A 25,764-nucleotide genomic window follows, 5' to 3' on the forward strand; every position below is an offset into this window, starting at 1 on the left:
GAAGGCCGCCTCCCGCGCAAGCGGAAGGCGGCCCAGGCTCAGGGGGAGTTAGAAGGCGTAGCGCAGACCGACCTGGAAGCTGCGGGTCGGGAGGAACTGAGCGGTAGGCTGACCGAAGGTTGGATTCAGCGGCGCCTCGCCTGTGTTTGATGTCCGGTAGGTCTGGTTGAAGCCGGAATAGTTCTTGAAGTTGAACACATTAATCGCGTCAGCCGTGAACTCGACTTCCTGCCCACCGAAAATCTCGAAAGACTTCGCGAGCCGCAGATCGACCTGACGATAGGCCCATTCCCACGCGGGAATGATGAAGGCGTGTTTCTCGGGATAGGCCGAGAACCAGTCCGGCTTGGCGCCATTCCCGACGTTGTTCCGAGTGTAAGGCAGCCCCGACCCCAGGGTGATGATCGACGACAGCTGGAAGTCCAGCGGAAGGGCGACGGTACCGGACATTACCAGACGGTGGCGTTCGACCCCCGGCGTCGTGAACGTCGGAGAATAGCTGGTCCAGGGATAGTCGAAGTCGAAGTTGCCCAACCCCTGATCGCGGCTGCCGTTCTGAGTGGCGTCCATAAAGGTGTAGGCGATATTGGCTCCCCAACCGCTTGCCGTGTTGAAGGGTTTGTCCGCCGTGAAATAGATCGCGTGCATCTCCCGCTCGCGGTCATGGTTCGAGACGAAAACACCGGCGTTGTAAGGGAAGGCCACGCCGGTGACCGGATCGATGAGGTTCGCCGGCTGGGCTGCAGCGGGCACGCTGTTGGTCGCCGGATCCAGGTTCGCGCGGTACCAGGCGAACTCGTTCTTGGTCTTGGCGTAAGAGAATGTCAGCGCCGTCTGCCAGTCGCCGATCTTCTGGCGAACACCCAGGTTGAACTGATCAGTCACCGGCGGCGGCGCGTCATTCTTGATCAGGAAGACTTCGCCGCGACCGACCGTCCCTCCGAGCAGTGAATCGAGGCCCTCCGCCGTGGCGTAGCTCGGATTCCAGGCGACCGTGTCCGTGCGACCGCCATAGGCGCCGCCGGACGGGGAGAAATAGATGGTCCGCGACAGCTGGTAGGGCTTGAACCGCTCGTCAAAGGCAAAGTTGAAGCCGATCCGGTCGTAGTAGCGGCCCGCGCCCCCGAACAGAACCGTACGCTCGTCGCCGAAGAAGTCGTAAGAGAAGCCGAAGCGCGGCTGATAGGCGTCCTTGAACGCGGGACGATCTCCGTCAGAGATATAGTCGTCGATATTGATATAGGATGGGTAGTCGAAGCCAGGCGCATTGCCGATGGCGGTCAACATGCGACGAATATCGTCAGGCGTACGCCAGTCGTTGTTTACAGCATTGTCCTCGTAGTCCCAACGTAGGCCCAGGTTCACTTCGAGCTTGTCGGTGATCTGCCAGTCATCCTGGATATAAAGGCCCAGGACGTTGTTATCCACAGACGTCGCATCGACCGGCAGGTTCAGACTCACCACGGTGGGTATGGCATTCGACCCAACCACTTCGGGCCTAGCGTCGACGTCGTAAGTAAACTGGGGGTTCCGGTTGAACTGTTTGAAAACGCTCAACGTCTGGATCGAGTATTTCACACCCATCTTAACGGTGTGAAGCCCGAACGCCTCGATGTCGTTGAACGTCAAATCATTTTTGAACGTCAGGCTTTCCTGCGTCAGATCCTGATTGTTCGTACCGCCGCCCGCATTGAATATTCCATCGCTCTGATCATATCGGAACTGGAATCCCGGTGTTGTGGCGCTCGCATCGCGGTAAGAAACATACCGCTGTCCCGAGAGATCAAAATTCACCGCACGGGGATTATACTGCGACTTCAGATAATCTACGGATGCCTCGTTCAGGAAGCCATTTCCCTGGAACTGGTGTCGCAGTTGAAGGGACTGGGTCTCGCCATTGATGGCGTTCGCACGCGAGAAGGCGTCGGGCCCATTTCCGAAGTTCCGGATATCTTCTTCTTTGCGATACGTACCGCTCAGGTCCAGCCGCTGCTGATCATTGATCGCCCAGGACAGCTTACCAAAGACCAGATCTTGCTCGAACGGTCCTTCAAAAGTTCCGAGCTGATCCTCAAATAGCGGCGTATATTCGGTGCGGCGTAGGAACACTGAACTCCCGCGCGTCTCTTCTTTCCGCTCGTAGGAAAGGAAGTAGTGCAGCGTATCTTCAATAATCGGCCCTCCGACAGAACCGCCGTATTGCAGACGATCGAGCTGCGGCCTTTCTTCGCCACGCGCCTTGGAGAAGACGTTCTGGGCGATCCAGCTGGAGTCCTGATAGGTGACGAACATATCGCCGCTCAGGTCATTGGTGCCCGAACGCGTGACCGAGGTGATGATGGCGGACGACGCCTGCTCGTACTCGGCTTTGAAGTTCTGGGTCAGCACCCTAAACTCCTGCACAGCGGCTTGGGGGAAGGGATTCCCACGGCTGTCGTCCTGACCGGCGATGCCGCCGTCGTTGATCAACGACTTTTGGTTCTGGCCGTCGATAAAGACGTTAATGGCGCTGGAAGGCTGCCCGCCTGCGGTAATGGTGCGCTCCGTGTCGCCTTCCGTCACGCGGACGCCAGGCGCCAAGGCCGCAAAGTTCAGGAAGTTGCGGTTGATCTGGGGCAGATTATTGATCTGTTGCTGGCTGACGCTTGTCCCCACTTCCGACGTACGGACGTTAAAGGTGCGACGACCGACAACGACGATTTCGCCGACGTTCGTGGCGGCATCCCCAGTCGAGGTCAGGTCAAGGTCTAGGGTGCCGACTTGGCCGAGTGCGAGCGTCACCGTGTCTTCAGTCGTCCGACCGTCGCTCGTGGTGACCTGGATGCGGAAGGTGCCGGGCCGAAGCCCAGGAATGACGTATTGGCCATTTTCGCCGATGCGGCCGCGGGTGACATAGCCGGTCGCCACCTCGGTGGCGGTGACGGTGCCGGTTCCGGCGGTTTGGCCGTCAGAGACCGTGCCCCGGAGGGTTGATGTGGCGCTCTGCGCCGACGCCGCGCCGGCGAAACCTACAGCAATGGCGAAGGCGGATACAGCGGCCAGGGCCGCGCTACGCGTATTGAACTTGATCATCCTTGAGTCCCCTCCTGATGGGCCCGATTCACGACGGCGACGCCGCTGTACGATCGGGGTTTGACCCGGCGGTTGCGGCCGCCGCGGTGGATTGACGCACGACCAGAGCCGGTCGAACGATTTCACAAGCGGTGTCCGGATCGGCGTTCGCGCCGGCCTGGACCAGGCCGATGAGGCGTTCGACGCCCCGGCGACCCATTTCCGCAATATTCACTCTCAGCGTGGTCAGCGTCGGCCGAACCAGGGCCGCCAGCGGCACGTCGTCGAACCCGATCACGGCCACGTCCTCGGGGCAGCGCACACCCGCCTCCTGGAAGGCCAGCATGGCGCCCAGGGCCATCATGTCATTGGCCGCGAACACCGCATCGGGCCGGTCATCCAGCGCCATCAGCCGCGTGGCCGCGCGATGCCCGGCCGCCTGGGTGAAGTCGCCCTCGACAATGATCGGTTCCTGCCCGTCCAGTGCGCTGGCGTAGCCCTCGGCCCGGATGTCGGCTTCCAGGTTGCCGGCGGCGCCCCGGATGTGGGCGATGCGGCGACGGCCGGTCGAGATCAGATGCTGGACCGCCGCCACGGCGCCGCCGTGGTTGTCCACCGCGATAGAAGGCCGACCGCCCTCATCCAGGCCGCCGTTCATCACCAGAACCGGGGTCCGGCCCGCTACGTCGGCGGCCAGATTGGCGGCCCGCAGATGGGGCGACAGCACGATCATGCCGTCCACCCGACCCCGCATCGAGCGCAGCGCCGCCATCGTCTCTTCGGTGTCGCCGTGGGAGCTGGACACGATCAGGTGCTTGCCGTGCGCCCGCGCGGCCAGATCCATGCCGCGTATCAGTTCGGAGAAGAACTCGCCGTACAGGTCCGGCAGGATGACGCCGATTGTGTCCGTCCGACTGGTGGACAGGCTGCGCGCGCCGACATGGGGGACGTAGCGGAGATGTTCGACCGCATCGAGCACCCGACGGCGGGTGGTCTCGGTGATGGCGTCGGAGCCGTTCAGCACCCGCGACACCGAGGCCACGGACACCTGCGCCCGTTCCGCCACATCACGGATGGTCGCGGCCTTGGCGGCCGGCGCATGTCCGTTCAGGCCTGACGGGGCGGAGATTTCCACGTGTTCCTCTCTGAGCGTCATCGTTCCAGCCGTCTTATCGAAGGTCTGTCGATAGATAATGTAATCGGTTACATGACACAGGTGCAATGCGGGCCGCAATCGGCATTGTGTGAATTATTTCGGATTGAGGCGGGATTGCGCGCTCACGTCGCACCCCCGGTTGAGCAGACAGGCTTGGCGGGAGGGCGCCGATTCAGCGGTTGATAACTACTACATCTAGTGGCGCGCCTGCCCAGAACACCGTAATCTAGTCGGAAGCATTCGCGGAGACGCTGTCCATGCGCATTCAATCCGGCTTCGTCGAACAGGCCCGACGCGTCTCTATGGAGACCCGCGCGGTAGAGCGCGCCGATGCGGTCCACGAGGTTCTGGCGCCGGCCGCTTGGTCCGACGCGCGGATCGAGGCCTGGCTGGACTGGGCTGAATCCCTCAGCCCTTCGCTGCTGCCGACCGGCGGCTGGCTGAACGGCGGAATCGACGCCTGGGCGGAACGCCTGGCAGGCCGTGGTCTGGCCGAGGGCGTCTTTGCGGATCGCGCCGAGGCCTATGTCTTCGCCGCAGAACTGGCGGCGACAATCCAGCTGGGTCTGGTCTCGCCGGCGGCGTACACGGCTGCGGCCGAGATCGTCGACTTAGCCGACCCTGCCGCGCCCAAGCGCCTGGCCGAACACCGCGCCGACCGGATGACGGCGCGGCTGGCGCTCCAGTCGGCAGAGGCCCTGGCCGACGCCCTGTGCGCCGTCGCCGACGCCGTGGACCGCTGCGAAGGGCGTGAAGGCGACTGCGCCGATCCGTCGCGCAACCCGGCCTTGGGTCGGGCGGCCGCCACCGCGCGACGTCGCGGCGCGACCGACGCGGACATCCTGCGCGCCATCGACGGCGAAAGGCCCGCCCTGGCCTTGCGCCCCTTCCACGAAACCGCCCCCCTGATCGCCCTGGCCGACCGCACCCGGACCGCCGCCGGCGCGCCCGAGATCCTGATGGCGGCCGAAGCGGCGCTGGACGGCGGCCTGATCCTGACCTTCGATCCGCGCGAGGCCGACGTCCTGGCCGAGGGCGGCGTCAGCCGCGCCATGCTTGACCTGTCCGCCGTCGCCGCTCTCGACGGCGGGTCCTTCGACCGCCTGCCCGATCTGGTCCGTCTGTGGACCATAGCCCTGGATCTCCAGTCCGAAAACGCCTCCATCGTCCTGGGTCTCGAAGGTCTTTCGGCTGCGCTCGCGCCGACCGGCGGGGATCTGTCCATCCGGGCCGAGGCGGTCGCCGGTCTGACGGCCGCCATCGCCGGCCAGATGTCCGCCGAACTGGCGCAACTGCGCGGCGCCTGCGCCGAGTGGGACGGGCTCAAGAGCCAGGCGGCCGATGCAGACAGGCTGCGCCGCACGCGCCTGAAGGCCAACCCGGACCCGTTGGCCGCCGTCGCGTCCAGGACCATGGCCAAGCCCGGAACGCCGCGCCGTCACGCGGCCATCGGCCTGTTCGTCGATGATCCTGAGGCCCGGCTGCGTCTGGGCCTTGGCGCCCCGTCCGTCGTCGATGTGTTCCAGACGGCGGACGGCTTGATCGGCCGCCGTCTGGCGCCCGGGCTTGCGGCCGCTCTGGCTCACGCGGGCGGCGACGTCCAGGCCGCCGAGCGCCGGCTGTTCGGCCGTCGCACCCTGCTCGAAGCGCCCGGGGTCGATCACGCCGCCCTGCGCGGCTTCGGCTTCACCGACATCGAACTGGCCTCCGTCGAACAGGCCCTGGCCCATGCCGACAGCTTCGATGCGGTGTTCGCCGCCCCGGTGCTGGACCCGGGCTTCATCCGCGACGTCCTGGGCCTGGAAGACGGCGACGGCCCGCTGCTCAACCTGCTGGGCGTGCCGGAAGAGGCCGAGGCGGAGGCCGCGCGCTGGGTCTTCGGCCACGGCGACCTGAGCGACTGGGCCGAGGCGCCGCCCGCCGTCGCCACGCTCCTGACCGACCCCGCCGGCGCCGAGGCGGCGCTGCGTCAAGTGCTGGAGCCATTCAGCGACGTCCCCTACGCCGCCGTCGAAATCCTGGACTGGCGCGCCACCGCCGCCCAGGCCGCGCGCCGGCTCAGCCTGGCCGCCGGCGACGGACGCCGCGCCGTTCGCCTGCGCCGCGCCTCACCTCCGGCCGGTCCCTTGCTGACCCTGCCCAAGGCGGAGGCGACGCCGCGCTTCGACACCCCCCGCCCCGCGCCTGTCCCGCCGCCGGAACGGGTTGTCGAACGAGTCGTCGAACGGGCCCGCGCCCGCCGCAAACTGCCGGACCGCCGCAAGGGCTATATCCAGAAGGCGGCCGTTGGCGGGCACAAGGTCTATATCCACACCGGCGAATATGACGACGGCGAACTGGGCGAGATCTTCATCGACATGCACAAGGAAGGCGCCGCCTTCCGCAGCCTGATGAACAACTTCGCCATCGCCATCTCCATCGGCCTGCAATACGGCGTGCCGCTGGAGGAGTTCGTGGACGCCTTTGTCTTCACCCGCTTCGAGCCCGCCGGACGGGTCACCGGCAATGACTCCATCCGCTCGGCCACCTCGATCCTGGACTATATCTTCCGCGAGCTGGGCGTCTCCTATCTTGACCGCCACGAGCTGGCCAACGCCGGCCCCGACGAGCTGAACGCCGACGGCCTGGGCCACGGCAAGGCGGAAGGCGGAGAGGCTGTTCCCGCCGCGCGGTTCATCTCCAAGGGTTTCGCCCGCGGCTCGGCGCCGGACAATCTGGTGGTCCTGCCCTTCGGCAAGAAGGCCGAGCCTGAGCCGAAGATCGCCGCCAATACGGAGGCCGTCGCCTGCCCGTCGTGCGGCGACTTCAGCCTGCAGAATCGCGGCGGCGTCTGGGTCTGCGACACCTGCGGCGACGCGCGGGCGGTTCACGGCGGCGATCAGGGCTAAGTTAACGGCTGGGGTATAGGCTGCCGCCACGCGACGTTTTCGCTGGAGCGACCCCATGTCCCGCCTGACCGCCCTGTCCATCGCCGTCGTCATGCTGGCGGCCGCCGCGAGCCCTGCTCTGGCGCAAAACGCCGGCCAGATCGCCAATGTGAAACGCGGCGCCTCCTGCCCCGGCTGCAACCTGTTTCAGGGCGATTTCTCAGGGCTAGAGGCGCGCGGCCTGAACCTGACCGGGGCGCGCCTGCGCCAGGCGGACCTCAGCCTCAGCGTGATGAACCGCACCCGCTTCTCCAACGCCGACCTGCGCGACGTCGAGGCCTATGGCGGCGTCTTCTCCAGCTCCAACTTCTCGGGGGCCGACCTGACCAACGCCAGTTTCGTCGGGGCCTATCTGCGGGGCGCAAGCTTCTCGGGCGCCAAGCTGACTGGAACCAACCTGTCCGGCGCGGACCTTTCGCGGGCGACAGGACTGACCCAAGGTCAACTTAACCGCGCTTGCGGCGACTCATCGACGATTCTGTCCGGAAACCTACGTATTCCCGCCTGTTGATTGCCTTTCACCTTGCCTCGTTTTAACGAAATTACCTCGATTTAAGTAGGTATGCCCAGCGTTTCGGGGCATTCAGACTGCGTGAAACAGATCGCCCGCCTCACCCCCATCCGGTTGAAAACCGCCCTGATCGCGGCGGCCGGTTTGATGCTCGCCACCCCCGCCTTCGCCGGGGTCGAGATGTCTATGCAGGATCGCGACGTGGCCCGATCGGTGTCCCTGGGCGGGTCCTGCAACCGCTGCGAACTCTCCGGCCGCAACCTGACAGGGGCCACCTTCACCGGCGCCAGCTTCATGAACGCCACCCTGGTCGGGGCCAATCTGCGCGGCGCGGAAATGGTCGGTTCGAACTTCACCGGCAGCGATTTCAGCCGGGCAAATATGCAAGGCGTCGAGATCGTCGGCGCCAACTTCACCTCGGCCAACTTCACCGGCGCCGTCCTGACAGGGGCAGAGGCCCAGGGCTCATCCTTCGTTCGCGCCAACCTGTCGCGTGCGGATCTCTCGGGAGGAGAGCTGCACGGGGTGAATTTCAATGGCGCGACCCTGGCCGGCGCTGACTTCTCGGGCAGCGAACTTTTCGGGGCGACCCTGGCCAATGTTCACGCCGTCGGGGCCGACTTCAGCGACGCCGAGATCAATGCTTCCAACCTGTCCGGCGGCGACTTCTCGAACTCTTCCTTCCGCGACGCCAGCCTGGACGGCGCGCGCCTGACCGGTGGAACCTTCGCACGGGCGGACTTCAGCGACACCTCGATGCGACGCACCGACATCCGGGGCGCAGACCTTTCTGGCGCGCGCAACCTGACCCAGGACCAGATCAGCGAAGCCTGCGGCGACGGCTCCACCCGCCTGCCCGGCCGGCTGACGGCCCAGGCCTGTCGTGGGACCATCCGGGTTATCCGCACCCCGCCGGCGCCGCCGGCTCCCCCTGCCGTGCGCCACATCGTCAACGCCGACAACTAAGCCGCACCCGAACGCGAACCGCAAAAAAGGGGACGCCTCGCGGCGTCCCCTTTGTCGTCTTCGGCCATGTCAGCCCATCACACCTTGATCGGCACGGCCGTGCGAATGTGGACGTCCTTCAGCTGGCGCTCTTCCGCCTCGGTCGGGGCGTTCATCAGCAGATCCTCGCCCTGCTGGTTCAGCGGGAAGGCGATGACCTCGCGGATGGCCGTCTCGCCCGCCAGCAGCATGACGATCCGGTCGATGCCGGGGGCCAGGCCGCCGTGCGGCGGGGCGCCGAAGCGGAAGGCGTTCAGCATGCCGCCGAACTGCTCCTCGACCACCGAGGCGTCGTAGCCGGCGATCTCGAAGGCCTTCAGCATGATCTCGGCCTTGTGGTTCCGGATCGCGCCCGAGCACAGCTCATAGCCGTTGCAGACGATGTCGTACTGGAAGGCGCGGATGGTCAGCGGATCCTGGGTCTCCAGGGCCTCCAGCCCGCCCTGCGGCATCGAGAAGGGGTTGTGGCTGAAGTCGACCTTCTTTTCTTCTTCCGACCATTCGAACATGGGGAAGTCGACGATCCAGCAGAATTTGAACTGGTTCTCGTCAATCAGCTTCAGCTCCGTGCCCACGCGGGTGCGGGCCAGGCCGGCGAACTTGGCGAAGACCGAGGGCAAGCCGGCGGTGAAGAAGGCGGCGTCGCCCTTACCCAGGCCCAGCGAGGCCATCAGGGTCTCGGTCGGCTCCTGACCCAGGTTCTTGGCGATGGGACCGCCCCAGGCGCCCTGGTCGTCCGACCAGAAGATATAGCCCAGGCCCGGCTGGCCCTCGCCCTGAGCCCAAGAGTTCATGCGGTCGCAGAAGGCGCGGCTGCCGCCGGTCGGCGCCGGAATGGCCCAGACGGCGTTCTTCTCGTCCGCGCCCAGGATCTTGGCGAACAGGCCGAAGCCGCCGTCGCGGAAGTGGTCGGAGACGACCTGCATCTTGATCGGGTTGCGCAGGTCCGGCTTGTCCGAACCGTACCAGGCCATTGACTGGGCGTAGGTCAGGCGCTCGAAGCCCTTGTGCTCGAACGTTTCGCCGAAGTCGTTGGTGAAGGTGTGGACGCCGTCGATGGGCGAGACCGGCTTGCCCTCGCCGAACTCCTCGAACACGCCGTGCATCAGCGGTTCGATGGCGGCGAAGACGTCTTCCTGGGTCACAAAGCTCATCTCGACGTCGAGCTGGTAGAATTCCAGCGAACGGTCGGCGCGCAGGTCCTCGTCACGGAAGCACGGCGCGATCTGGAAATAGCGGTCGAAACCCGAGACCATCAGCAGTTGCTTGAACTGCTGCGGCGCCTGCGGCAGCGCATAGAACTTGCCGGGGTGCAGACGCGACGGCACCAGGAAGTCGCGCGCGCCCTCCGGCGACGAGGCGGTCAGGATCGGGGTCTGGTATTCCAGGAAGCCCTGGGCGACCATGCGCTGGCGGATCGAGGAGATGACCCTGGAGCGCAGCACGATGTTCTTGTGCAGCCGCTCGCGACGCAGGTCGAGGAAGCGGTTGGCGAGGCGGATATCCTCCGGATACTCCTGCTCGCCGAAGACCGGCATCGGCAGTTCGGCGGCTTCCGAAAGAACCTCGACGCCCTGGACGCGGACCTCGACCTCGCCGGTCGGCAGGTTGGAGTTCACCACCGAGGCGTCGCGGGCGACGACTTCGCCGTCGATCTTGATCACGCTCTCGGCGCGCAGACGCTCGACCGCGGCGAAGCCCGGCGTCTCAGGGTGCAGCACCAGCTGGGTCAGGCCGTAGTGGTCGCGCAGATCGATGAACAGCAGGCCGCCGTGATCGCGCTTACGGTGCACCCAGCCGGACAGGCGGACGGTGGAACCGGCGTCGGAGGCGCGCAGGGCGCCGCAGGTATGGGAGCGGTAGGCGTGCATGAACAGACCGTCTGGAAATCTGGCGGTGGAATCCGACGCCTCAGGCGCCTGAAATCGAAGCGGCGTAGGGCGCATCATCGCCCCGGAAAGTCAAGGTTTCAGCCGTTGCAAACCCCGCCTCCGCGCGCGATAGCGGTTCAGTCATCCGTTCGAGGCCGCGCCATGTTCATCGTCACCATCACCTACACCCAGCCCATCGAGGCCATCGAGGCGAAGACGGTCGAGCATCGCGAGTGGCTGGACATCCATGTCGCCAGCGGCCTGATCATCGCCGCCGGCCCCATGGTTCCGCGCACCGGCGGCATCCTTGTCGTGCGTAGCGGCGGCACGAAGGAAGCGCTGGAAACCCTGCTGAAGGACGATCCCTTCCAGGTCCACGGTCTGGCCGACTACAAGGTCACCGAGTTCAAGGCCGGCAAGCTGAACCCCGCCCTGGTCGAATTCGCCTGATTTCATCCACAGTGGGGACTGTCCCTCCCCGCTACCAACAGGTCCAGCGTGACGCGGTTCGTCCGGGCCTCTGCTATGACAGTCCCATGTCCGCGCAGAGCGCCCTGATCCGACCGAACGCCGAACAGTTGCGCCTGCCGCTGGAACGCCCGCTCGTGGGCGAAGCCCTGGTCGCGTCAGACAGCAACGCCGAGGCCGTGCGTGTCCTGTCCCGCTGGCCGGACGGCGCCGGGCCAGTCCTGGCCCTTTACGGCCCTGCGGGCTCGGGCAAAAGCCGGATCGCGGCCGACTGGGCCGAACGGGTCGGCGCCGTGCCGCTGAACGGCGTCGAAGCCGCCCTTGTCGATCCGCTGGAGCTGGAGGGCCGGCCCATCCTGCTGGATTGCGCACGCGACGCCGACGACGAGAGCCTGTTTCACCTGATCAACCTGGCCCAGGCCGGCGGGGGCGCACTGCTGCTGGTGGGTCGCGCGCCGCCCAGGGCCTGGTCGGTGGATTTGCCCGACCTGCGCTCGCGCCTCGACGCGGTCCGCACTGTCGCGATCGAAGCGCCCGACGACGTGGTTCTGTCCGCCATACTGCGCGCGCGCTTCGCCGAACGCAGTATCACGCCATCCGACGATGTCATCGACTATCTGGTGCGTCGTCTGGATCGCTCCGCTGACACCGCCGCGACTGTAGTCGCCCGCCTCGACGCGCTCCACCGCCCCGTCACCCGTGTTCTGGCCCGCCAGGTGGTTGACCAGATGGACGCTGACGCCGGAACGGACTGACGCTCGTCAGGCGCCCCGCCTCCGCCGACGCTTCCATTTGCGATAGATGCGCTTCGGCGTCGGCTGTCCCAGCATGTCCCAGCCGATCACGAGAGCCGCCGTACCGACGACCAAGGCTATGAACATCAACGCCACGAAGGCCTCCACGTCGATCCGCTTAACGGGAGCCCAAATCTTAACCACAAGTTCGCAGTTGCGAGAACCCCCTTCGCACTTGCGAAGGACAGCTCATGAAAATGTCAGAGCCCGCTTGCGGCCGTCACAGTGGCGCGCGAGAACCGGATCATGACCGACGCCGCGATCCACGACGCCACACGGGGTGAAGAAGTCCCCGCCTCCCGCGCCCCTCAATTGGCGCTGAATGAGGAGCTGATGGCCTCGCCTACACGGTTCTTCAACCGCGAAATCTCCTGGCTGGCCTTCAACGAGCGCGTGTTGGAGGAAGCCGCCAATCCGAACCATCCCCTGCTCGAACGCCTACGGTTCCTGTCGATCTCGGCCAACAATCTGGACGAGTTCTTCATGACCCGCGTCGCCGGCCTGAAGGGCCAGTTGCGCGAACGTGTGCGGGTACTCTCCGCCGACGGCCTGACACCCGCCGAACAGGTGGAGCGAATCAATATCGCAGCCGGCGAACTGATGGCCGAGCAACAGGTACGCTGGCGCCTGTTGAAAAAGGAGCTGGCCGCCGCAGACATAGAAGTGGTCGATCAGAACCGCCTGACCAAGACCGAGAAGGAAAGGCTGGAGCCCGAGTTCCTGAACCAGCTCTTCGCCGTTCTGACCCCTCTGGCGATCGACCCCGCCCACCCCTTCCCCTTCTTGCCCAATCTGGGCTTCTCCCTCGCGCTGAAGATGAGGCGAAAGGGCGAGGCCAAGACCTTCTACGCCCTAGTGCCGGTGCCGACTCAGGTGCGGCGCTTCTGGGAGCTGCCGACCGACGGCCGCTCCGCGCCGGGTCGCAAGCGGTTCATCACGCTGGAAAACGTGCTGCTTCTGTTCATAGACCACCTCTTCCCCGGCTGCGAGGTTCTGGAGAAGGGCCTGCTGCGCCTGATCCGCGACAGCGACATCGAGATCGAGGAAGAGGCCGAGGATCTGGTGCTGGAGTTCGAAGAGGCGCTGAAACAGCGTCGCCTGGGCTCGGTCGTACGGGTCAAGATCGAGGCCTCAATGCCCGACGATCTGCGCGATTTCATCATCGGCGAACTGCACGCCAAGCCCCAGGACGTGGTGCTGGTCGATGGCATGCTGGGTCTGGCCCAACTTTCAGACCTCATTCCCGGCGGCCATCCCGACCTGAAATTCAAGGGCTATGAGCCCCGCTATCCCGAGCGGGTCCGCGACAACGGCGGCGATGTCTTCGCCGCCATCCGCGAGAAGGACATGTTGATACACCACCCGTTCGAGAGCTTCGACGTGGTGGTGCAGTTCCTGCGTCAGGCGGCGCGGGATCCGAACGTCATCGCCATAAAACAGACCCTGTATCGCACCTCCAAGGACAGCCCCATCGTCGCCGCCCTGATCGAGGCGGCCGAAAACGGCAAGAACGTCACCGCCCTGGTCGAGCTGAAGGCCCGGTTCGACGAGGAGGCCAACCTGCGCTGGGCCCGGGCCATGGAGCGGGCGGGGGTCCACGTCGTCTTCGGCTTCGTCGAATACAAGACCCACGCCAAGCTGAGCGTCGTGGTGCGGCGCGAGGGCGAGGCCCTGCGCACCTACTGCCACTTCGGCACCGGCAACTATCATCCGGTGACGGCCAAGATTTACACCGACCTGTCGCTGTTCTCGTGCGACCCGGTCCTGGGCCGCGACGCCAGCCGGGTGTTCAACTACATCACAGGCTACGCCACGCCGGACGAGCTTGAGGCCCTGGTGGTCTCGCCGCTGAACATGAAGTCCACCCTGATCGAGCTGATCGGCAAGGAGATGTCGGCCGCCGCCATGGGCAAGCCGGCCGCCATCTGGGTCAAGCTGAACTCGCTGGTCGATCCCGAGATCATCGACGCCCTGTACCGGGCCAGCCAGTGGGGCGTGCGCATCGACCTGGTCGTGCGCGGCATCTGCTGCCTGCGGCCGGGGGTCACGGGCCTGTCCGAGAACATCCGCGTCAAATCCATCGTCGGCCGCTTCCTGGAGCACAGCCGCATCGTCTGTTTCGCCAACGGCAGGGACCTGCCGCATGACAAGGCCAAGCTCTTCATCTCCTCGGCCGACTGGATGACGCGCAACCTGGACCGCCGCGTCGAGCTGATGACCCCGATCCGCAACGCCACCGTCCACGACCAGGTGCTGGACCAGATCATGGTCGCCAATCTGAAGGACGACGCACAAAGCTGGGTGCTGGACGCCGAAGGGCGCTATACCCGCGTCATCCCCGCCGATCCGGAGCGGCCGTTCTCGGCCCACAAATATTTCATGACCAATCCCAGCCTGTCGGGCCGTGGACGCAAGGTGAAGACCCTGCCGTCCGTTCTCAGCTACGAGCGTCCCGGCCGCTGATGCCGGATCTGGCGCTCATCGGCCGCGACGTCGCGGCCATCGACATCGGCTCGAACTCGGTCCGTCTGGTGCTCTACCGGCTGGAAGGCCGCGCCATCTGGACCGTGTTCAATGAAAAGGTCCTGGCCGGCCTGGGCCGCGACCTGCCGACCACCAACAGACTGTCCGCCGAAGGCGTGGTCATGGCCATGACGGCGCTGCGCCGCTTCGCCGCCGTTCTGGAAGGGGTCCGTCCCGACGCCACCCTGATCGCCGCCACCGCCGCCGTGCGCGAGGCCCAGGACGGGCCTGAATTCTGCCAGCGCGTCGCGGCGGAAACCGGCCTGCAGATCCGCGTCCTGTCCGGCGAGGAAGAAGCGAAATACGCCGCCATGGGCGTGCTCGCCGGCGCGCCCGACGCCCGCGGCGTCTCGGCCGACATGGGCGGCGCCAGTCTGGAACTGACGCGCCTGAGCGGTGATGGGGTGGAACATGGCCTGACCCTGCCGCTCGGCCCCTTCGCCCTGGCCGAGGGCAAGGGTTTCGACGCCGACCGGATCAAGGCCCGCATCGACGAGCGGCTGAAACCCGTCGCGGACCGGTTCCAGAGCGACCGCCTCTACGCCGTCGGCGGCGCCTGGCGCACCCTGGCCCAGGTCCATATGGCGCTGAAATCCTATCCGCTGAAGGTCGTCCACCAGTACGAGATGACGGCGGACGAGGCGCTGGAGACCGCGCGGCTGGTCGCGCACCAGTCGGCGGCCGGACTGGCGAAGCTGCCCGGCGTGTCCAAGAAACGCGCCGAGACCCTCCCCTACGCCGGCCTCGTGCTCGAGGGTCTGATCAAGCATCTGAACCTGAAGCGGATCGAGATGTCCGCCTGGGGCGTGCGCGAGGGTCTGCTGTTCGACACCCTGGACGAGGAGACCCGCGCCGCCGATCCCCTGCTGGCGGGATGCGCCGCCCTGGGCGGACGACAGGGCATCGACCCGGCTCTGCCCGGCGCCCTGAAGGGCTGGATGTCGGATATCACCGCCGCCCTGCCAGGGGCCTTCGGCGAGACGCGGGACTCCGTCCTGACCGCCGCCGCCTGTCGTCTTTCCGACCTGGGCGCCCGCCTGCACCCCGACCACCGGCTGGAGCTGGCCTTCGACCAGGTGCTGCGCGCGCCCGTCGCCGGCGTCAGCCATGCGGAACGCGCCTTCCTGGCCGCAGTGATGAACGCCCGCTACGGCGGGGGGGCGGCGACGCCGCAGCCCGAGGTCATCGGCCGCCTGCTGGACGAAAACGCCGTCAAACGCGCCCGGGCCCTGGGTCTCGCCATTCGCCTGGCCTGTGACCTGTCGGGCCGATCGTCCCAGCTCCTGGCCAATGCCACGGCGACGGTGAAGGGCGGCGATCTGAACCTGACCGCGACGGACGGCTACGCCGACCTCCTGCTGGGCGAACAGACGAAGAAGCGCGCCAAGGCCCTGGCCGAAGCGATGGGGCTGGGTCTGTCGATCTAGACAGCTGGCCGAACAGAGTTCAGCCTCTCGTCGAACGAGGGGAACACTCATGTCCGTAACCGGAATCGGCGGCTTCTTCTTCCGCGCCCAGGATCCCCAGGCGCTTTCGGCCTGGTACCTGAAACACCTGGGCGTCGGCGCGCCCGAGGGCCAGTTCCTGTGGGATCAACAGGCCGGCCCCACCGTCTTCTCGCCGTTCAAGGAGACGACAGATTATTTCGCCCAGGACAAACGCTGGATGCTGAACCTCCGCGTCGAAGGCCTGGACGCCCTGCTCGCCGCCCTGAAAGCCGCCGGCGTGGAGGTCGTCACCAAGGAAGACTGGGACGCCAGCCCCGAGGTCGGACGCTTCGCCCGCATCCACGACCCCGAGGGCAATCCTATCGAACTGTGGGAGCCGCCAGCCGGCGCCTAGCCTTCGATCTCGACGACCTCGACCCGCGCCCCGCTCAGCACCAGGGCGATCTCGCCCCGCTTCAGCTTCAGCGCATCCTCGCCGAAGATCTGGCGACGCCAGCCCTTCAGCGCATCCACATCGGCGTCGTCGCTGACGGCGATCTTCTCCAGATCGGCGACGGTGGCGATCAGTTTGGACGCCACGCCTGCGTTGTCGCTCTTGGCCTTCAGCAGCACCTTCAGCAGTTCCACCACCGACGGCGGCGCGGGCTGACGATGCGCCGGCCGCTCCATGTCGGGGGCGTGTGATTCGGGATCGGCCAGGACACGCTTCAGTTCCTCCGCCAGCTCCAGGCCCAGGCGCGAGCCGCCGAAGCCCTTGGGCACCGAGCGCAGGCGGTTGAAGGCCTCGGGGTCCGTCGGGGTCTGTTGCGCGACCTCGTCGATGCCCTCGTCCTTCAGGATGCGGCCGCGCGGCTGGTCGCGTTCCTGGGCCGCACGCTCGCGCCAGACCGCGACGGCCTTGAAGGCCGCAAGATATTTGGCCGAGAATTTCTTGGGCTTCAGACGCTTCCAGGCGTTCTCGGGGTTGGTGTCGTAAAGGGCCGGATCGACCTGGCTCTCCATCTCGGACATCACCCAGTCCAGCCGGCCCTCCTTCTGGAGACGGTCGCGCAGCTTGGGATACAGGGCCGCCAGATGGGTCACGTCGCCCAGGGCATAGACCAGCTGGCTGTCCGACAGCGGGCGTCGCGCCCAGTCGGTGAAGCGGCTGCCCTTGTCCAGTTCGACGCGCAGCATCTGCCGCACCAGCGAATCATAGGCGACCTGTTCACCGAACCCGGCGGCCATGGCCGCGACCTGGGTGTCGAACATCGGCTTGGGCATGGCGCCCAGACGCACGAAGATTTCGACGTCCTGTCGGCAGGCGTGGAAGACCTTGATGATGTTGGGATCGCGCAACAGGTCCAGGAACGGCTCAAGGTCCAGGCCCTCCGCCATCGGATCGATGATCCCGGCGTGATCGGCGGACGCGGCCTGGATCAGGCACAGCCTGGGCCAGTAGGTCGTTTCCCGCATGAACTCGGTGTCGACCGTGATGAACGGGGCGGTGGCGAGGCGGGCGCAAAAATCGGCCAGCGCCTCATTGGTGGTGATCGGCGTCATTCCGATGCTATAGCCCCCCGCAACCCACCTGTGGCAAGAGCCGCGCTGCATTTCCGCCCCGATTCCAGGCCTGATCACTATGAGCGACACCCAAAAGCCTCTCGAAAACGGCCTGACCTACGCCGATGCAGGCGTGGACATCGACGCAGGCGAAATGCTGGTCGAACACATCAAGCCCCTGGCCAAGTCCACGGCGCGCCCCGGTTCGGAGCCCTCGCTGGGTGGATTCGGCGCCCTGTTCGACCTGAAGGCCGCCGGGTTCCAGGATCCGCTGATCGTCACCACCACCGACGGCGTAGGCACCAAGCTGAAGATCGCCATCGAAACCGGCCGTCATGACGGCGTCGGCATCGACCTGGTCGCCATGTGCGTCAACGACCTGTTGGCCCAGGGCGCCGAGCCCCTGCTGTTCCTCGACTATTACGCCACCGGCCGTCTGGAGATCGACGCCGCCCGCCGCGTGGTCGCCGGCATCGCCGAGGGCTGCCGCCAGGCCGGCTGCGCCCTGGTCGGCGGCGAAACCGCAGAAATGCCGGGCATGTACACCGACGGCGATTATGACCTGGCCGGCTTCAGCCTGGGCGCCGTCGAGCGCGGCCACGCCCTGCCCTATCTGGATCGTCAAGCGGCCGGCGACATCATCATCGGCCTGGGCTCCACCGGTCCGCACTCGAACGGCTATTCGCTGGTCCGCAAGGTGGTCGAGAAGTCCGGTCTGGCCTGGGGCGACGACGCCCCCTTCGCCAAGGATCGCTCCCTGGCCCAGGCCCTGATGGAGCCGACCCGCATCTATGTGAAGCCGGTCCTGCCCCTGATGAAGGCGGGCCTGATCAAGGGCGCGGCCCATATTACCGGCGGCGGCCTGATCGAAAACCCGCCCCGTTGCATCGCCGAGGGGCTGAAGGCCAGCTTCGACTGGAACGCCTGGCCCATGCCCCACGTTTTCCAGTGGCTGGCCGAAACCGGCGGCATCAGCGACCACGAGATGCGCCGCACCTTCAACTGCGGCGTCGGCTTCATGCTGATCGTCTCGCCCGAGAATGCCGAACCCGTCCTCGCCGCCCTGCTCAACGCGGGCGAGGTCGCCTTCGTCTGCGGACAGCTGGAAGCGGCCTGATCCCGTGAAGACGCGCGTCGCGGTCCTGATCTCCGGGACCGGCTCCAATATGGCGGCCCTGATCGACGCCAGTCAGGGCGCCGACAGCGGCTATGAAGTCGCCCTTGTCCTGTGCAACGTCGAAGGCGCGGGCGGCCTAGCCATCGCAGCCGCCAAGAACGTCGAAACGGTCACCATTCCGCACAAGCCCTTCGGCAAGGACCGCGAGGCGCACGAGCGCGTCGTGGACGAGGCTCTGCGCGCCGCCAGGATCGAAGTCATCGCCCTGGCCGGCTATATGCGCATCCTGACGCCCTGGCTGGTGCGCGCATGGGACGGTCGGATGCTGAACATCCACCCCAGCCTTCTGCCCCTCTATCCCGGCCTTGACACCCACGCCCGCGCCATCGCCGCCGGCGACGCCGAGGCCGGCTGCACCGTCCACCTGGTCACCGAAGGCATCGACGAAGGCCCGATCCTGGGCCAAGCCCGCCTGCCCATCTTGGCCGACGACACGCCCGCCAGTCTGGCCGAACGGGTCAAGACGGCGGAACACACGCTGTATCCACAGGTGCTCGGGGGCTTCTGCAAGGGTTTGGCGCGGATATGAGGCTCGCTCCCGCACCCGCCTAACAGCCCGTCATCCTAGGCTTGTGCCCGGGATCACGATTGATGGGACGCGGCTGTTTCCGCCTTTCGCCTGTCTGCCCAGGCGATCAGCTCGCGTCGCGGCCAAATCATCAGCCACGACCGCGCGGTGTATTCGCCGCTGTCGATCAGCGCCTTGCGCGACGCCGAGGCGGCGCCGGCCCTTTCCGTGTGGATATCACCCGGCCCCTGGTGAACCATAAAGGCGCCGCCCTTCAACGGATTGAGCCGCAGGTGCGCCAGACGCGGACTGATCTCGGTCAGGGGCGGGTCATAGAACCAGCTGGAGCCGATCATGCCCGCCAGCTCCGGTCGCGTCCGGCAGAGTTCCGCCGCGGTGGCCCAGGCCTCGTTCCAGCCCTCTTCATTGAAGCCGCGCAGCCACCGGCTCTCGGTATGAACCTCCAGCCACGGCTCCCGCTTGGCGCCCGCCGCCAGATAGCGAAACAGAGGACCAAAGCCCCAGCCGTCGCGCACATGTTTGACGATCTGGCCCGGCCCCACCGGGGAACTGAGGTCGATGACCTGACTCTTGGCCGCCGGCACGCTGAGCGCCAGGGTGAAGCGAACATCCTTGGCCCAGTGATCGAAGTCATAGCCGCCCTCGGCCTTGATCAGAAAAGCGGCCAACTGTTCGATCCAATAGGGATAGAGAGCCAGAACCTCAGCCGGCAGCGCCATGGCCGCGACCCGATCGGGCAATTGCAAGGCCCAAGAGGCAATCAGGCCGCGCCGAACCTCGTCCGAAGCCCCTGCCCCCAGCACGGCGTCCACGGCCTTGGCCGGCATTTCGAAATCCCAGTGCGGCGCGGCCTCCGCAGCCTTGGCCGCAGCGATCGTGGCGGCGGCGTCGACACGCGCCCAGTCCTCGGAGGAAAGGCGCGCCAGCACGGCCTGGAAGGCGGCGACGTCGGGGGTCAGGTGCAGATCCATGGCGACGATCATACGACGGCGCGATTGGCGAAGACTTAAGACGCCGACGGGTGACGCCGCCCTTGCGCCGCGCTAAACCGCCGACAAGATCAAGGAGCCTCCATGACCATCGAAGCCCGCATCGCCGAACTCGGCATCACCCTGCCGGAACCCGCCAAGGCGGTGGCCAACTATGTGCCCTTCGTCCAGACGGGCGCGGTGGTCCATATTTCTGGCCAGCTGTCGAACGACGCCTCGGGCGGGATCAAGGGCACGGTCGGCGTGGACGTGACGCCGGAACAAGCCAACGCCGCCGCCCGCCTGTGCGGGATCAATCTGCTGGCCCAGATCAAGGCCGCCTGCGACGGCGACCTGGAGCGGGTGGTGCGGATCGTGAAACTGGGCGGCTTCGTTCAGGCCGGTCCGGACTTTGAAGCCATTCCCGCCGTCATCAACGGCTGCTCGGACCTGATGGTCGAGGTGTTCGGCGACGCCGGTCGCCACGCCCGCTCTGCCGTCGGCGTCTACAAACTGCCCCTCGGCTTCGCGGTCGAGATCGACGCCATCGTGGAGATCCGTTGACCTTCACCCTCACGGTCCATGACGGGATCGCCGACATCGGCCGCGAGGCCTGGGACGCCTGCGCGCGTCCCACCGGCGATCCCTTTGTCTCCTACGACTTCCTGCACGCCTGCGAAGCCTCCGGCAGCGCATCCCTCCAAGAAGGCTGGGCGCCGCGCCATCTGGCCCTGCGAGACGAGGACGACGCCATCCTCGGCGTCATGCCCCTCTATCTGAAGGGCCACAGCCAGGGCGAATACGTCTTCGACCACAGCTGGGCCGACGCCTATGGACGCGCCGGCGGCCGCTATTATCCCAAGCTGCTGGGCGCCGTGCCATTCACCCCGGCGACCGGGCCGCGTTTCCTCAATCATCCCGACACAGACGCCGCGACGGTGCGGCAGGCCCTGCTTCAGGGCGCCCTGACCCTTGTCGAGCGCCTTGGCGTCTCATCCCTGCACATCAACTTCCCGACCGAGGTCGAGTGGACGGACATGGCCCAGGCTGGCCTACTGCCCCGCCAGGACATCCAATACATCTGGCGCAATAACGGCTATCGGACCTTCGACGACTTCCTGGCCGCCCTGTCGGCCAACCGGCGCAAGACCATCCGCCGCGAACGGCGCGACGCCCAGGCGGATCTGAACATCCGCGTCCTGACCGGCGCCGAGATCACCAAGGCCCACTGGGACGCCTTTTTCGCCTTCTACCTGGACACGGGCGACCGCAAATGGGGGCGGCCCTATCTGACCCGGGACTTCTTCACCCGTGTCGGCGCGACCATGGCGGACCGCATCGCCCTGGTCATGGCCTTCCGAGATGGAACGCCTATCGCCGGCGCCCTGAACTTCATCGGCCGCGATGCCCTGTACGGTCGCCAGTGGGGCACGCTGGAAGAGGTGCCCTTCCTGCATTTCGAGCTTTGCTATTATCAGGCCATCGAATTCGCCATTGCGCGCGGCCTGTCCCGCGTCGAGGCCGGGGCCCAGGGCGAGCACAAGATCGCCCGGGGCTATCTGCCGTCGCCTGTCTATTCGGCCCACTTCATCGCCGACCCCGCGCTGCGCGGTCCGGTGGCCGACTATCTTCGGCGCGAAGGCCCGGCTGTCGAGGCTCAAAGGCTGGAGATGACCGAGGAACTGTCGCCCTTCAAAAAGGACGGCTGACGTCCGCCTCTAAGCCGGCTTCTGCGCCCACAGATGGTACATGCCGGCGAACAGCTCGGGCCGCCGCGCTTCCAGCCGATCCCATAGGCCGAGGTCTAGCGGATCGGCCGGCCCGAACGCCGCTGCAAACGCCGCCCTCGCCTCAGGCGACGCCTCGAAGCCGACCAATCGAAGCCCGGATCCCGCGATCAGTTCGCCGAGCTGGGTCGGAGTGTAGCGGTGCTCCTGAACATGGAAGACCAGATCACGACAGCCGCTGAGGCTGTAGAAGTCCGCGCTCTCCTTCAGCGCGGCCAAGGGCTCCACATCCGGCTGAGCCAGAACATAGGCGCGAAACGCCCGAATGTCCGCCTCGACCGGCGTCCAGCCGCGCGCCCGGATCAGGTCATGCGCGGCCTTCACCACCGCCCGCGCCCGCTCGCTGTAGAGCCCCAGCCGCACCACGCCGCCCGGCCGCAAAACACCCGCCAGCCGCGCCAGCCCGTCCTCGGGACGCGCCATATGGTGGATCACCCCGGTGCTGGTGACGACGTCGAACCGCACCTGAACCTTGTCCAAGGCTAGTATGTCGCCCTGGACGAACCGCACCCCGCTCAGCCCCAGATCTTCCGCCACCCGCATGCCGTGGGCCAGGCTGGCGCGGCTCAGGTCCATGGCGGTGATCGCCAGCGAAGGGTCCATCCGCGCCATGTCGATAGGCTCGAACCCCGTGCCGCACCCCGCGACCAGGACAGACTCCGCGCGGCCTCCGAGAGCCTTACCGTCAAGCCCCGGCAGGGCCGCGATCGCATCTGAGAGTCTTCGCGGCGTTGGCGCGGGGGGCGCTGACCAGCGCGGATAGGGGTTGGCCTCGTACTGATCCTTGACCGCTTCGGAAATGGCGTCGGCGCCGTCGGGCGTCAAAGCTGGCACGGACATGGCCAGGGCGCGCTCCCGCGCGGGTTCGTCAATGGCTCGACGGATCAGTTGCGCCTGGATCTCACCCTCGCCCAAGGCCGCGGCCTCTGACCGGGTCGGCGACCGGAACAGCAGGGCGACCGCGCCATCAGTTGCCTGTACCGGTGCAACATATTCGGACGCGAGGCCGCTGATCCCAAGGGCGGCGACCAAGTCGCCAACAGGAGATTCAAATGCGCCGGCCGCCTCGACCACCGCCGTTCGCACTGCGTCGAGACGCATCTCCATGGCGGCGCTGACGTTCAAGCACCGCGACAGGAAGGCCAGCCACAAGGGGTCGCGCCCCATGGCCTCCAGCATCGCCGACGTTCCGTCGAACCGCCCCTGTTTCAACAGCAGGGTCTCCGCCGTGACGCGCGCCAAGGTCTGCGGATCTACGGTGTGCGAGGTCAGACAAACGAGCAGATCGCGGTCCAGCGCCGGATCCCAGGCGCTGGGCTTTAGCCCTTCCAGCAGGCGCGCGAACGCCGGCGCGACCCGCACCCGGACCGCCGCATCCCCCTCCGCCATCGCCTGGCTCAGAAGTTGGGCCGCCGTTCCCGGATCGCCGTGCTCAGCGAGGAACAGACCCATGCCCGCAAGTCCGGGCGCAAAATCGGGCGCCGCCTTCAGGCACGCTTTGTTGGCCGCGAAGGCACCGTGCAGATCCCCATCCGCCAGCCGCCGCTCCGCCTGAACGAGCAATGCCGCCGCCAGATCAACCTGTTCCGTCTGCCCCATCGGTCCAGTATGCCGCCCCCGAACGCCATCCGCATGAAAAAAGGCCCGGGCGTCTCCACCCGGGCCCTCAGTTCATTCTGGATCAGGCCCGATCAGGCCGTCTCTTCTTCCTCCGACTTCGCAGGAACGCCGCCGGCGCTCTTGATGTCGAAGTCGATCTTGCCGTCCTTCAGCTGGACCTTGACGTGTCCGCCGCGCGTCAGACGCCCGAACAGAATGTCGTCGGCCAGCGGCTTCTTGATCGAGTCCTGGATGACCCGCGCCAGCGGACGCGCGCCATACAGTTCGTCGAAGCCGTTCTTGGCCAGCCAGTCGGCCGCCTCGTCGGTCAGTTCGATGGTGATGTTCCGGTCCGCCAGCTGAGCTTCCAGCTGAAGGATGAACTTGGTCACCACCGAGCGGATCGTGTCGGCCTGCAGCGGCTTGAAGGCGACGATGGCGTCCAGGCGGTTGCGGAACTCCGGCGCGAACAGGCGTTGGATGGCCTTGTCGTCCTCGCCCTCGACCTTGCCCCGGCCGAAGCCGATGGAGGCGCGGGCGTTGTCGGCGGCGCCGGCGTTGGTGGTCATGATCAGGATGACGTTCCTGAAATCGACCTTCTTGCCGACCGCATCGGTCAGCATGCCGTTGTCCATCACCTGCAGCAGGATGTTGTAGACATCCGGGTGCGCCTTCTCGATCTCGTCCAGCAGCACCACCGAGTGCGGGTGCTGATCGACGGCGTCGGTCAGCAGACCGCCCTGGTCATGGCCGACATAGCCGGGAGGGGCCCCGATCAGCCGGCTGACCGTGTGGCGCTCCATATATTCCGACATGTCGAACCTCTGCATCTCGATGCCCAGGGTCGCTGAGAGCTGTTTGGCCACCTCGGTCTTGCCGACGCCGGTCGGACCGCTGAACAGGAAGCTGCCGATCGGCTTGTTCGGGTCGCGCAGACCCGCCCGCGCCAGCTTCATCGCCGCTGACACCTGTTCGATGGCCTGCTCCTGGCCGAACACCGCCCGCTTCAGATCGACGTCCAGCTCACGCAGGCTCTCGGTGTCGGACTTGGACACCGACTTGGCCGGGATCCGGGCCATCTTGGCGATGACGGTCTCGACCTCTTTTTGGCCGATCACCTTCTTGCGCTTGGACTCGACCACCAGCATCTGCGACGCCCCGGCCTCGTCGATCACGTCGATCGCCTTGTCCGGCAGCTTGCGGTCCGTCATGTACCGCGCCGACAGTTCGACCGCCGTTCTGATGGCGCTGTCGGTGTAGCGGACCTTATGGTGCTGTTCGTAATAGGTCTTCAGACCCTTCAGGATCTTCACCGTATCCTCGACCGTCGGCTCATTGACGTCGATCTTCTGGAAGCGGCGCACCAGGGCGCGGTCCTTCTCGAAGTGCTGGCGATATTCCTTGTAGGTCGTCGAACCCATGCACCGCAGCGAACCCGAAGCCAGAGCCGGCTTCAGCAGGTTGGAGGCGTCCATCGCCCCGCCTGACGTCGCGCCGGCGCCGATCACCGTGTGGATCTCGTCGATGAAGAGCACGGCGTTGTCGTGGCTCTCCAACTCCTTGACCACCTGTTTCAGGCGTTCCTCAAAGTCGCCGCGATAGCGGGTGCCGGCCAACAGGGCGCCCATGTCCAGCGAATAGATGGTGGCGTCCTTCAGGACGTCAGGCACCTCGCCGTTGACGATCTTGCGGGCCAGACCTTCGGCAATGGCAGTTTTGCCGACGCCGGGATCGCCGACCAGCAGCGGATTGTTCTTGGTGCGGCGGCACAGGATCTGGATCGAGCGTTCGACCTCGGCCTGACGGCCGATCAGCGGATCGACCTTGCCCTGGCGCGACTTCTCGTTGAGGTCGACGCAATAGGCTTCCAGCGCCTCCCCGCCCGACTTGACCGCCGTGGCGTCTTCGGACTCTTCGGGCGAAGCGCCCTTGGCCGGCCGGGTCTCTCCGCCGCCCGCCTTCTTGGCGATGCCGTGGGCGATGAAGTTGACCGCGTCATACCGGGTCATGTCCTGCTCTTGCAGGAAATAGGCGGCGTGGCTTTCGCGCTCGGAGAAGATGGCGACCAGCACATTGGCGCCGGAGACGTCCTCGCGACCGGAAGATTGAACATGGATCACGGCGCGCTGGATGACCCGCTGGAATCCAGCCGTGGGCTTGGCGTCCTCGCCGTCAGCCGTGGCCAGGGCGGCGAGATCATTATCGACATAGAGGGTCAGCGCCGCCTTCAGGGCGGTCAGATCGACGTTGCAGGCGCGCATGACGCCCGACGCATCAGGATCGTCGATCAGCGCGAGCAAGAGGTGCTCAAGCGTCGCATACTCATGCCGGCGCGCGTTGGCGTAGCCGACGGCGCGGTGCAGGGTTTCTTCGAGAGGACGGGAAAATGAAGGCATAGGGAGGTTCCT

At 66.3% G+C, this 25,764-nt stretch carries 20 protein-coding genes; 12 read left to right on the forward strand and 8 right to left on the reverse strand.

The genetic code is table 11. The features are described 5' to 3' along the window. Nucleotides 1–48: 48 nt before the first annotated feature. Together ACW17X_RS05350 and ACW17X_RS05355 are read right to left on the reverse strand one after the other, a co-directional pair. Complete coding sequence (locus tag ACW17X_RS05350) at nt 49–3,072, reverse strand: TonB-dependent receptor (protein ID WP_492099996.1); 3,024 nt, start codon at nt 3,070–3,072, stop codon at nt 49–51. Between the two features lie 28 nt (nt 3,073–3,100). Further along, entirely contained in the window at nt 3,101–4,186 is a 1,086-nt protein-coding gene (locus tag ACW17X_RS05355; protein ID WP_492099997.1) for a LacI family DNA-binding transcriptional regulator, read from the reverse strand. Nucleotides 4,187–4,464: 278 nt separating this feature from the next. Between ACW17X_RS05355 and ACW17X_RS05360 the strand changes: the two genes are divergently transcribed. The 3 genes from ACW17X_RS05360 to ACW17X_RS05370 all read left to right on the forward strand — a co-directional run bounded on the left by ACW17X_RS05360 (nt 4,465) and on the right by ACW17X_RS05370 (nt 8,611). Then, nucleotides 4,465–7,095, forward strand: a complete 2,631-nt coding sequence (locus tag ACW17X_RS05360) for a TSCPD domain-containing protein (RefSeq protein ID WP_492099998.1) — start codon at nt 4,465–4,467, stop codon at nt 7,093–7,095. A gap of 55 nt (nt 7,096–7,150) precedes the next feature. Then, complete coding sequence (locus ACW17X_RS05365) at nt 7,151–7,645, forward strand: pentapeptide repeat-containing protein (RefSeq protein ID WP_492099999.1); 495 nt, start codon at nt 7,151–7,153, stop codon at nt 7,643–7,645. Between the two features lie 81 nt (nt 7,646–7,726). Further along, nucleotides 7,727–8,611, forward strand: a complete 885-nt coding sequence (locus ACW17X_RS05370; RefSeq protein ID WP_492100000.1) for a pentapeptide repeat-containing protein — start codon at nt 7,727–7,729, stop codon at nt 8,609–8,611. Between the two features lie 77 nt (nt 8,612–8,688). On the opposite strand, the gene aspS is transcribed toward ACW17X_RS05370, so the two are convergent. Continuing rightward, the gene (gene aspS, locus ACW17X_RS05375; RefSeq protein WP_492100001.1) at nt 8,689–10,521 is read right to left on the reverse strand and encodes an aspartate--tRNA ligase; all 1,833 of its coding nucleotides are present in this window, start codon (nt 10,519–10,521) and stop codon (nt 8,689–8,691) included. Between the two features lie 162 nt (nt 10,522–10,683). On the opposite strand from aspS, the gene ACW17X_RS05380 reads away from it, so the two are divergent. Beyond that, complete coding sequence (locus ACW17X_RS05380; protein WP_492100002.1) at nt 10,684–10,971, forward strand: YciI family protein; 288 nt, start codon at nt 10,684–10,686, stop codon at nt 10,969–10,971. Nucleotides 10,972–11,057: 86 nt separating this feature from the next. Then, nucleotides 11,058–11,744 carry a P-loop NTPase family protein gene (locus ACW17X_RS05385; protein WP_492100003.1) on the forward strand — a complete coding sequence of 229 codons (687 nt, stop codon included), beginning with the start codon at nt 11,058–11,060 and terminating at the stop codon, nt 11,742–11,744. A gap of 6 nt (nt 11,745–11,750) precedes the next feature. Here the strand turns inward: ACW17X_RS05385 and ACW17X_RS05390 are convergent, their stop codons facing one another. Further along, on the reverse strand, nt 11,751–11,879 hold the full coding sequence (locus ACW17X_RS05390) for a hypothetical protein (protein WP_492100004.1): 129 nt from the start codon (nt 11,877–11,879) through the stop codon (nt 11,751–11,753). A gap of 150 nt (nt 11,880–12,029) precedes the next feature. On the opposite strand from ACW17X_RS05390, the gene ACW17X_RS05395 reads away from it, so the two are divergent. From ACW17X_RS05395 to ACW17X_RS05405, 3 genes are read left to right on the forward strand one after another with little or no spacing between them, the layout of a single operon-like run. After that, on the forward strand, nt 12,030–14,246 hold the full coding sequence (locus ACW17X_RS05395; protein WP_492100005.1) for an RNA degradosome polyphosphate kinase: 2,217 nt from the start codon (nt 12,030–12,032) through the stop codon (nt 14,244–14,246). Further along, nucleotides 14,246–15,733, forward strand: coding sequence for a Ppx/GppA phosphatase family protein (locus ACW17X_RS05400; RefSeq protein WP_492100006.1), 1,488 nt, complete (start codon nt 14,246–14,248; stop codon nt 15,731–15,733). Before ACW17X_RS05395 ends, ACW17X_RS05400 begins: the two co-directional genes overlap by 1 nt. 49 nt (nt 15,734–15,782) lie before the next feature. Then, a complete protein-coding gene (locus ACW17X_RS05405; protein WP_492100007.1) occupies nt 15,783–16,148 on the forward strand; it encodes a VOC family protein in 366 nt (121 codons plus the stop codon). On the opposite strand, the gene rnd is transcribed toward ACW17X_RS05405, so the two are convergent. Further along, nucleotides 16,145–17,296: a ribonuclease D gene (gene rnd, locus ACW17X_RS05410; RefSeq protein WP_492100008.1), complete on the reverse strand. Its 1,152-nt coding sequence runs from the start codon at nt 17,294–17,296 to the stop codon at nt 16,145–16,147. The two genes, ACW17X_RS05405 and rnd, sit on opposite strands and share 4 nt — an antisense overlap. A gap of 79 nt (nt 17,297–17,375) precedes the next feature. Between rnd and purM the strand changes: the two genes are divergently transcribed. Beyond that, nucleotides 17,376–18,413: a phosphoribosylformylglycinamidine cyclo-ligase gene (gene purM / locus ACW17X_RS05415; protein ID WP_492086561.1), complete on the forward strand. Its 1,038-nt coding sequence runs from the start codon at nt 17,376–17,378 to the stop codon at nt 18,411–18,413. A gap of 4 nt (nt 18,414–18,417) precedes the next feature. Further along, on the forward strand, nt 18,418–19,002 hold the full coding sequence (purN, locus tag ACW17X_RS05420) for a phosphoribosylglycinamide formyltransferase (RefSeq protein ID WP_492100009.1): 585 nt from the start codon (nt 18,418–18,420) through the stop codon (nt 19,000–19,002). A 53-nt stretch (nt 19,003–19,055) separates the two neighbouring features. Here purN and ACW17X_RS05425 read toward each other — a convergent pair whose 3' ends face one another. Then, entirely contained in the window at nt 19,056–19,985 is a 930-nt protein-coding gene (locus ACW17X_RS05425) for a hypothetical protein (RefSeq protein WP_492100010.1), read from the reverse strand. A gap of 90 nt (nt 19,986–20,075) precedes the next feature. On the opposite strand from ACW17X_RS05425, the gene ACW17X_RS05430 reads away from it, so the two are divergent. Together ACW17X_RS05430 and ACW17X_RS05435 are read left to right on the forward strand one after the other, a co-directional pair. After that, a complete protein-coding gene (locus ACW17X_RS05430; RefSeq protein ID WP_492100011.1) occupies nt 20,076–20,534 on the forward strand; it encodes a RidA family protein in 459 nt (152 codons plus the stop codon). Continuing rightward, complete coding sequence (locus ACW17X_RS05435) at nt 20,531–21,679, forward strand: GNAT family N-acetyltransferase (protein WP_492100012.1); 1,149 nt, start codon at nt 20,531–20,533, stop codon at nt 21,677–21,679. The genes ACW17X_RS05430 and ACW17X_RS05435 overlap by 4 nt, the downstream gene beginning before the upstream one ends. A 9-nt stretch (nt 21,680–21,688) precedes the next feature. On the opposite strand, the gene ACW17X_RS05440 is transcribed toward ACW17X_RS05435, so the two are convergent. Further along, a complete protein-coding gene (locus ACW17X_RS05440) occupies nt 21,689–23,356 on the reverse strand; it encodes a class I SAM-dependent methyltransferase (protein ID WP_492100013.1) in 1,668 nt (555 codons plus the stop codon). Nucleotides 23,357–23,448: 92 nt separating this feature from the next. Beyond that, entirely contained in the window at nt 23,449–25,752 is a 2,304-nt protein-coding gene (clpA, locus tag ACW17X_RS05445; protein WP_492100014.1) for an ATP-dependent Clp protease ATP-binding subunit ClpA, read from the reverse strand. Between the last annotated feature and the right edge of the window lie 12 nt (nt 25,753–25,764).

The organism is Brevundimonas sp. FV1ye4L, from assembly GCF_058681255.1.